Annotated in this window: 6 protein-coding genes; all 6 read left to right on the forward strand. The window is 70.3% G+C overall.

Annotated features, from left to right (window positions below):
- Positions 1-240 precede the first annotated feature (240 nt).
- On the forward strand, positions 241-687 hold the full coding sequence (locus ACFVH5_RS37380) for a hypothetical protein (protein ID WP_384816421.1): 447 nt from the start codon (positions 241-243) through the stop codon (positions 685-687).
- A 19-nt stretch (positions 688-706) separates the two neighbouring features.
- Positions 707-1801: a GNAT family N-acetyltransferase gene (locus tag ACFVH5_RS37385; protein WP_385838162.1), complete on the forward strand. Its 1095-nt coding sequence runs from the start codon at positions 707-709 to the stop codon at positions 1799-1801.
- 367 nt (positions 1802-2168) lie between these two features.
- Positions 2169-3035, forward strand: a complete 867-nt coding sequence (locus tag ACFVH5_RS37390) for a glycosyltransferase family 2 protein (protein WP_384816418.1) — start codon at positions 2169-2171, stop codon at positions 3033-3035.
- Positions 3032-4054 carry a glycosyltransferase gene (locus ACFVH5_RS37395; RefSeq protein ID WP_385838142.1) on the forward strand — a complete coding sequence of 341 codons (1023 nt, stop codon included), beginning with the start codon at positions 3032-3034 and terminating at the stop codon, positions 4052-4054. Before ACFVH5_RS37390 ends, ACFVH5_RS37395 begins: the two co-directional genes overlap by 4 nt.
- Positions 4051-4860 carry a polysaccharide deacetylase family protein gene (locus tag ACFVH5_RS37400; RefSeq protein WP_385838143.1) on the forward strand — a complete coding sequence of 270 codons (810 nt, stop codon included), beginning with the start codon at positions 4051-4053 and terminating at the stop codon, positions 4858-4860. Before ACFVH5_RS37395 ends, ACFVH5_RS37400 begins: the two co-directional genes overlap by 4 nt.
- A complete protein-coding gene (locus tag ACFVH5_RS37405) occupies positions 4853-8824 on the forward strand; it encodes a lipopolysaccharide biosynthesis protein (RefSeq protein ID WP_385838144.1) in 3972 nt (1323 codons plus the stop codon). The genes ACFVH5_RS37400 and ACFVH5_RS37405 overlap by 8 nt, the downstream gene beginning before the upstream one ends.
- Positions 8825-8911: the final 87 nt, after the last annotated feature.

The following is an 8911-nucleotide window of genomic DNA, read 5'->3' on the forward strand; positions in this document are numbered from 1 at the left end:
CAGTCTTTTGTCCTGAGGCGCACGGCGAACGGCGCAGGCCCTCGTCTCTCAGGGGCGCGGGGAACTGCGCAGTCTTTTGGTTTTTAGGGGCGCGGGGAACTGCGCGGCCAGCCCCCACCGGCGCTCGGGCAAATGACAACCCCCCTTCACGCGCCGGCAGCCGCCACAGGGCTTGACTGCTCCCGGACAGCTGCGCGACATTGAAGCCCGGCATCCGGCGCTTCAGGGGGCAAGTCGCCCATGCAGACCATAGGTATCAAGTCATCATCATCGGACCCGCCCGACCCGGACGGCGACGAGCGGTTACGGCAGGCGCGAACCCCGGAAAGGGACCTGCTCCCCCTGCTCGCGGGAGCGGCCACCACGATCGCCGGTGTGGGCGCCGTACTGGCCCTCGCCGACATCGACTCCCCCCTGCGCGCCCCCTTCACGCTCTTCTTCCTGCTCGCCGCCCCCGCCGCCGCCGTGGCGATCGCCCTGCGGAACCTGGAACCGGTCGGCCGCGTCCTGGCGTCCCTGTCGGCAGCGACAGCTGTCAATCTTCTGGTCGCCCAGGGCATGCTCGCCGTGCACCGGTGGTCGGTCCCGGGCGGAATCGCGGCCGTGGCCGCACTCAGTTCCCTCATTCTCCTGCTGGTCCTGGTACGGCGGCTGCGCGGCCGTACGGCGAGAAGACGGGCTTCCTGACGTGGACGACGTGGATGACGTGGACATCAGCGTGTACCGCCCCGGTGAACTGACCTCCGCCGACCGGTCGGCGTGGACGGCCTTCCAGTCGAAGGCCCATCTGCACGACACACCGGAGCTCGCGAACCCGTTCCTGTCCCCGGAGTTCACGCTGGCCGTGGGCCGCTGCCGGCGCGGTGTACGGATCGCGGTCATCAGGGAGAACGGCGAACCCGCCGCGTTCTTCCCCTTCCACACCACCGCCGCGGGCGTCGGCCGGGCGATCGGCCTGGGCATCTCGGACTGCCAGGGGCTGGTCCACCGCCCCGGTTTCACCTGGGACGCCCGCGAGCTGCTGCGGGCCTGCGGGCTCTCCGTGTGGGAGTTCGACCATCTGGCGGGAGGGCAGGCGCCGTTCGAGGCCGGAGCCTCCGGCGCCTTCCCGTCCCCCGTCATCGACGTCGACCGCGGGTACGAGGCGTATCTGACCCGACTGCGCGCCCGGTCACCCAAGTTCACCCGGACCACGCTCGCCAAGGAACGCAGGCTGGGCCGCGACCACCCGGACGTGCGGTACGTGCACGACGAGCGCGACCCCGAGGTGCTGAGCACGCTGATGCGCTGGAAGTCGGCGCAGTACCGCAGGACCGGGCGCAGCGACCGCTTCGCGCAGGACTGGATCGCCCGGCTGGCGCAGCAGCTCTTCCACAGTCGTTCCGAGTCGTTCGCCGGGCTCCTGTCGGTGCTCTACGCCGACGGCCGGCCGGTCGCCGCGCACTTCGGACTGCGTTCCGAACGGGTGCTGGCGTGCTGGTTCCCCGCGTACGACCCGGAGTTCTCGAAATACTCCCCGGGCTTGATCCTGCATTTACGCATGGCCGAGGCGGCTGCCGCCGACGGCATCGCCTATCTGGATCTCGGCCGGGGCCAGAAGGAATACAAGGACTCCTTGAAGACACGGGAACTCACCGTGTCCGAAGGGTGGGTTGCGCGCCGCCATCCCGTGGCGTTCGGACACCGGGCGCGACGCGCCCCCGTCCGCGCTCTGCGCAATGCGGTGCTGGGGAGGCCGGAGTTGTTCGAGCCGGCCGACAAAATGCTCAAACGGATGGGGAAGATCCGTTCGGGCGGTTGAGTAACGGCCAAACCAACAAAAACGTGAGGCCATGTTCCAGGTCTTGCCATAGCGTCTCAATCATCAATACCGTCGTACATCTCACCCGCATCGGTCCATCAGTGCATATGCGATCTAGGGGAGGGCTCAAGATCGCGACGAGGGCCCGGCGCGGGGCGCGGTAGGGGGGTGCCGTGCTCGGTGACCGCACTTGTGCCGAGCACTGCCGCGAGACCGACCCAGACAGTCGGCCAGTTATGCCAGCTCACCCGGCATGGACGGAGCTCTATTTCGGCATGCCGTGAGTGAGAAACCCCCCTTTCGAACCGGACAAAGAACCGGACCGCCCAGGGGCGGGCGGTCCACCGGACGAGAGGGACCAGACTCAATGACTTCTTTTCTGCGCCCGGCGGATTCGGGAAAAGATCAGATCAAAGATCAGATCCAGAATGAGATTCAAGGTCAGTTTCAGGGTCAGATCACTGCCAGCACCTATCGGCCCATATCAACTCACCTGGCCATAGCGCCTCCGGTGAGCATCGTGATTCCCGCCATGAACGAGGCGGAGAATCTTCCGTTCGTCTTCAAGACGCTTCCGCGGTGGATTCACGAAGTGGTGCTCGTCGACGGGAATTCCACCGACGACACCGTGGCGGTCGCCCGCGAACTGTGGCCCGACGTCAAGGTCGTCGGGCAGCGGGGGAAGGGCAAGGGCGACGCCCTGATCACCGGTTTCGAGGCGTGCACCGGCGACATCATCGTGATGGTCGACGCGGACGGCTCGGCCGACGGTCACGAGATCGTCAGTTACGTCTCCGCGCTGGTCTCCGGGGCCGACTTCGCGAAAGGTTCGCGGTTCGCCAACGGCGGCGGCACGGACGACATGACACCGATCCGCAAGCTCGGCAACTGGGCACTGTGCACGGTCGTCAACCGTAAGTTCGGCGCGCGCTACACCGATCTCTGCTACGGATACAACGCGTTCTGGCGGCACTGCCTGGACAAGATCGACCTCGACTGCACGGGCTTCGAGGTGGAGACCCTGATGAACATCCGGGTGGTCAAGGCGGGGCTGAAGGTCCAGGAGATACCGAGCCACGAGTACGTACGCATCCACGGCGCGAGCAATCTGCGGGCCGTACGGGACGGGCTGCGGGTGCTCAAGGTGATCCTCAAGGAGCGCTCCAACCGGCGGTCGCTGCGCCGCCGCCCGCACGCGGTCACGCTCAACTCCGGTGCGGGAGAGACGTCTTGAGCGCTCCGGACATCTCAGTGGTGATCTGCGTCTACACCGAGGACCGCTGGGAGGACATTCTCTCGGCGGTCGCCTCGGTGCGGGCGCAGTCCCGGCCCGCACGGGAGACCCTGCTGGTCGTCGATCACAACCAGGCGCTCCTGGACCGGCTGTCCAAGGAGTACAAGGAGTACGGGGAACACGCGGCGCACGAGGGGACCGGGGCGGTGCGGGTGCTCGCCAACGCGGGCCCCCGTGGCCTGTCCGCGGGCCGCAACACCGGTATCGCCGCCTCCCGCGGCGACGTCATCGCCTTCCTCGACGACGACGCGGTGGCCGAGCGCGACTGGCTCCGCCACTTCGCCGAGGGGTACGCGGATCCGCGGGTGATGGCGGTCGGCGGACGGACGATGCCGATCTGGGCGTCGGGCCGCCGGCCCGTCTGGTTCCCCGCGGAGTTCGACTGGGTGGTGGGCTGCACGTACAGGGGTCTGCCGCCCGGCCGGGTCAGGGTGCGCAACGTGCTCGGCGGCAACGCCTCGTTCCGCCGTACGGCCTTCGACGCTGCGGGCGGTTTCGCGACCGGTATCGGGCGCGACGGCGACAGGCGCCCACTGGGCTGCGAGGAGACGGAGCTGTGCATCCGGCTCACCCGGGCCCGGCCGGACGCCGTCCTGCTGATCGACGACCGGGCGGTGATCCACCACCGGGTGCCCGAGGCCCGCGAGCACTTCGCGTACTTCCGCACCCGTACGTACGCCGAAGGTCTGTCCAAGGCCCTGGTCGCCCGGAGCGTCGGCGCGGGCAAGGGACTTGAGTCGGAGCGCCGCTACACCACACGCGTACTGCCCGCCGGAGTCGCGCGCGGGCTGCGCGACGCCCTGCTCGCCCGCCCCGGCGGCGCGGGCCGGGCCGCCGCCATCGTCGCCGGAGTCGTGACGGCGGCGGGCGGGTACGCACTCGGGAGCGTCCGGGCGCGCAGGGGCGAAGCCACGTTCTCCGCGCTCCCGATCGAGCGGAACGAGGGGGCCGAACCATGAGTGGATCACCCGAGCCACGCGTGCCGATCCTCATGTACCACGCGGTGGCGAAGGCGCCGAACGACGCCACCCGCACGCTGTCCGTGACGCCCGAGGCGTTCGCCGAGCAGATGGCGCTGCTGCGCGGCTCGGGCTTCACCCCGGTCGACACCGCACTGCTCGCCGGGAGTTGGCGGGACTCGGCACCGCTGCCGGAACGACCCGTGCTGATCACCTTCGACGACGGCTACGTGGGCGTGCACCGGCACGCCCTGCCCGTGCTCACCCGGCACGGCTTCGCGGCCACGCTGTTCGTGTCGACGGGCTGGCTGCGCGGGGAGTACGACACCGGGGGCGGCCTCGACGTCATGCTCGACTGGGACCAGGTGCGCGAACTGGCCTCCTCCGGCGTCGAGATCGGCGGCCACAGCCATACGCATCCGCAGCTGGACCAGCTGCCCGACGACGCCCTGCGCTACGAACTGCGGCACTGCCGGGAGATCATCGCCGCCGAACTGGGCGTGCTCCCGGCCTCGTTCGCGTACCCGTACGGCTACTCCAGCCGCCGGGTGCGCCGGGCCGTGCGCGAGGCGGGCTTCACCCAGTCGCTCGCCGTGGGCAACGCCCTCGCGCGCCGCCGCCAGGGACCGTACGCGCTGCGGCGGGTCACCGTGCGCCGCAGCACCGGGATCGAGGAGTTCGAGCGGCTCGTCGAGGGCCGCGCGATCACCCGTATCTTCGCCAGGGACCGTGCCCTCACCAAGGGGTACTCCATGGTCCGCAGAGCACGACAGGTTCGCCGGAAGGCCATCCGTTCCCGTGTCTGACACGACCACGGCCGAAGCCGCCACCCCCGCGCCCGATCCACCCGAACGGTCCGGGCGGCGCCTGCGCCTGCCCGGACTCGGTCCGTCGTCCGGAGGCAGCCAGCTGTTCCGGAACGCCTACGCCCTGATGCTGAACACCGGTATCTCGGCCGTCCTCGGGCTCGGCTTCTGGCTGGCCGCCGCCCGGTACTACTCGGAGTCCGCGGTCGGGCAGGGATCCGCCGCGATCGCCGCGATGAAACTCCTCGCGGGCCTCACCGCCGTGACGCTGACGGGCGCCCTCGCCCGGTTCATCCCGGTGGCGGGCCGCGGCACCGGACGGCTCATCCTCCGTACCTACCTGGGCAGTTCGGTGGTCGTGGCGCTGGCCGCGGGCGTCTTCCTGCTCACGCTGGGGCTCTGGGGATCCTCGTACCGCTTCCTGCACGACCCGCTCATCGGGCTCTGTTTCGTCCTGTCGGTCGTCGCCTGGTCGGTGCTGACCCTCCAGGACGGGGTGCTGACAGGGCTGCGGAGCGCGCTGTGGGTGCCGGTCGGCAACACCGTGTTCTCGGCGGTGAAGCTGGCGCTGCTCGTGGCGTTCGCCTCGGCGATCCCGACCATGGGTGTCTTCGTGTCGTGGGTCGCGGCCATCGCGGTGTCCGTGCTGCCGCTGGGCTGGCTGGTGTTCCGGCGGCTGGTCCCCCGGCATGTGAAGGCGACCGCGGAGGGCGCCGAGCCGCCCACCCTGCGGGAGATCGGACGGTTCCTGGCCGGCGACTACACGGGCTCGCTGTTCTCGCTCGCCGTCGTCTACCTCGTCCCGGTGATCGTCGCCTCGCAGGTCAGCTCCGCCGACAACGCGTACTTCTACATCACCACCACCATCGGCGGCACGGTCAACCTGCTCGCCATCAACATGGGCGCCTCGCTGACCGTCGAGGGCTCGCACGACCCGGCACGGCTCGCCGCGAACACCCGGGCGGCGCTGCGCCGGATGGCACGGATCATGCTGCCGGTGGCCGGGGTGCTGTTCTTCGGGGCGCCCTGGATCCTCGGTGTGTTCGGCCAGGGATACGCGGACGCGGCGACCCCGTTGCTGCGCTGGTTCGCGGTCGGCGCGGTGCTGCGGGTCGTCATGGAGACGTACTTCGCGGTGCTGCGCGCCCAGAGCCGCACCGCCGGACTCGCCTGGCTGCAGGGCCTGTTGTGCGTCCTGGTCCTCGGCCTGACGGTGATCCTGCTGCCCCGCATGGGGCTGACCGGCGCGGGTGTCGCGGAGATCTCCAGCCTCGCGGTGATCGTGATGCTCGCCGCTCCCCGGCTGTACCGGATCGTCATGACCGCGCCGCCCGAGGAAGCTCCCCGGGACACGGCGTCCGACGGCGACCTGGCGGACCTGGGCGCCCGCGAGGTGCCCGGTCCGCATCAGAGCGGCTCGGACAAGGACGGCTCCGAGCAGGACGGGCCCAGGGAGGCCGGGCCGAGGAAGGCCGGGCCGAGGAAGGGGCGCGGTCCGGCCTGGGCGCAGCGCCTGGACACGGACACGCTGGCGCTCGGTGTGCAGCTCGACTTCGACCACCTGGAGCGACGGCCGGACGTACGGCCCGGTCCCGGGACACCGCCCGCCGGCATACCCGCGGTCGACCGGCCGAGCCGCCCCTCGGGGCCCCGGCCGGACCACCGGCCGACCTGGGCGCTGAAAACGCCCCGGACTCCCCCGCAACCGCCACCCTCACTACCGGAGTTGGGTCTGCCGGTCGAGCGGCGGGAACCGGGCTCGGAGACCTCCCTCAGCCCGTCCGAGATCGAGGTGGACGCCCCCTTCGACCCACCGGTCGGCGGCTTCGCCGAGGAACCGGAGGGCGTACGCGAGGCAGAGGCGTCCGGCACGGGCGGCGCGTCCGGAGCCGTACGGGAGGCGGACGGGACCGGACCGGCGGAGCCGCCGGCCGCCGGGTGGCGGCGGCTGCGGCCGACCCGCCTCGGAGTACTGCTTTTCTCGCTGCTGACGGCCGCGCTCGTCCTGTACTGGGTGCCGGTGTCCGGGCTCGGGGAACGCGACCTCGACCGGATGGACGGGCTCGGCCTGATCTCCGTCCTGCCCACACCGACCCTGCTCGGGGCCGGACTGCTGGTCCTGGTGTTCGCCTCGCTGCTCTGGCTGGGGCGCGAGCACAAGGCACTGCTCATGGTCACCCTGCTGGCCACCGTGGTGTCGCTGCACGCGCTGCCCGCCGTGATCGAGACCGAACCGCGGTTCGCGACGGCGTGGCAGCACCTGGGCTTCATCGACTACATCGACCGGACCGGCTCGGCCGTGCCCGACCTGGACGCCCGCTGGAGCTGGCCGGGCTTCTTCGCGGCGGCCACGTTCCTGTCCAAGGCATGCGGGGTCGACGATCTCACCGAGGTCATCCGCTGGTGGCCGACGGCCATGCAACTCCTCTACCTGGCACCGCTGTTCCTGCTCGTACGCCATATGCGGGCGAGCTGGCGCGCCCAGTGGACCGGCATCTGGATCTTCGTGCTCAGCGGCTGGGTGGGCCAGGACTACTTCTCCCCGCAGGGCTTCACCTACCTCCTCTACCTCGTCTTCGTGGCGATCCTCCTGGTGTGGTTCCGGGCGCCACGGGTGCTGTGGACGAGGATGCGGCCCGGCGAACTGGAGGTCGAGCCCACCGGCCGGCGCGAACGGGCCGTGCTGCTCCTGGTGCTGATCGGTCTGTTCATGGCGACCGTGCCGGCCCACCAGCTGACACCGTTCGTGATGCTGGGCGTCCTCGCGGTCCTCGTCCTGATCGGCCGCTCCGAACTGCGGGGCCTGCCGATCCTGTTCGCCGTCGTGGTCAGCGTATGGATCGGCTTCCTCGCCGAGCCGTACTGGTCGGGACACTTCGGCGAGCTGTTCGGCGGGGTGGGCGGAGTCGGCGACAACGTCTCGTCCTCGGTCTCCGGCCGTATCGGCGAGGGCAGTTCGTCCCACAAACTCGTCCTCTACGCGCGTGTGGCGCTGGCCGGTGGCGTGCTCGCGCTGGCCTGCTGGGGCTGGTGGCGCCGCCGCGACCACAAGTACCGCGAACGGTCGCTGCTCGTCCTCACCTTCGTCCCGTTCCTCGGCTTCGGCCTGCAGTCGTACGGCGGCGAGATGGCGCTGCGCGTCTTCATGTTCGCCCTGCCGGGCGCGGCCCTGCTCGCCGGACTCGCGCTCTTCCCGCGTACCGGCGTCACCGCGGACGAACGGGACAAGGACCGCGTGAGCCTCGCACCGCTCGCCGCGCTGATGGCGGGCCTCGTCCTGATGAGCGGCTTCCTGGTGGCCCGCTGGGGCAACGAGCCGTTCGAGCGGATCAGGCCGGGCGAGGTCGCCGCCATGGAGTACGTGTACGCCCACGACAGGCCCACGACACGGGTGCTGTGGCTGAGCAACGACACGGTGAACAACGTGACGCCCGCGATGCCGTGGGGCGCACGGGACATGGAGAAGGTGAACTACGTACCGACGCTCGCACCCGCCGATCCTGTGCTGGTGTCGAGCCTGGTCAAGTCGCTCAAGGACGCGGGCCCGAACTCGTACCTCATGATCAACCGCAGTCAGGTGACGTACCTGCAGCTGGACATCGGCTACTCGAAGACGTACGAGTACCGGCTCATCCGCAACCTCGACGCGCGGCAGGAACTGCGCAAGGTCTTCGTGAACGAGGACGTGTCCCTGTACGCGCTGCGGCAGCAGCCGGGCGGCAAGGTCGCCAAGGCCGACCCCGGCCCGATCGGTCCGCAGGTGACCTGGACGCCCTGGTCGGTGGTCGGCGCGCTCGCGGCGGTCGCGCTGATCGCGCTGCTCACGACGCGGGAGGTCGTACGGGTGGGTGCGCGTCCGAGCGTGCGCCAGCACCTGTGGCTGCAGGCGACGTTCTGGTTCGCCCTGCCCCTGCTGGCCCTGCTGCTGGCGTCCTTGATCCAGAGATTCCTGACGATGGCGTAGAAGCCAAAAGATTGCGCAGTTCCCCGCGCCCCCGATCGCGGGCGCGGGGAACTGCGCGACCGGCCCGCAGCCGACGCCCGCCGCGCC

Source organism: Streptomyces sp. NPDC127119 (genome assembly GCF_042677425.1).
Lineage (GTDB): Bacteria > Actinomycetota > Actinomycetes > Streptomycetales > Streptomycetaceae > Streptomyces.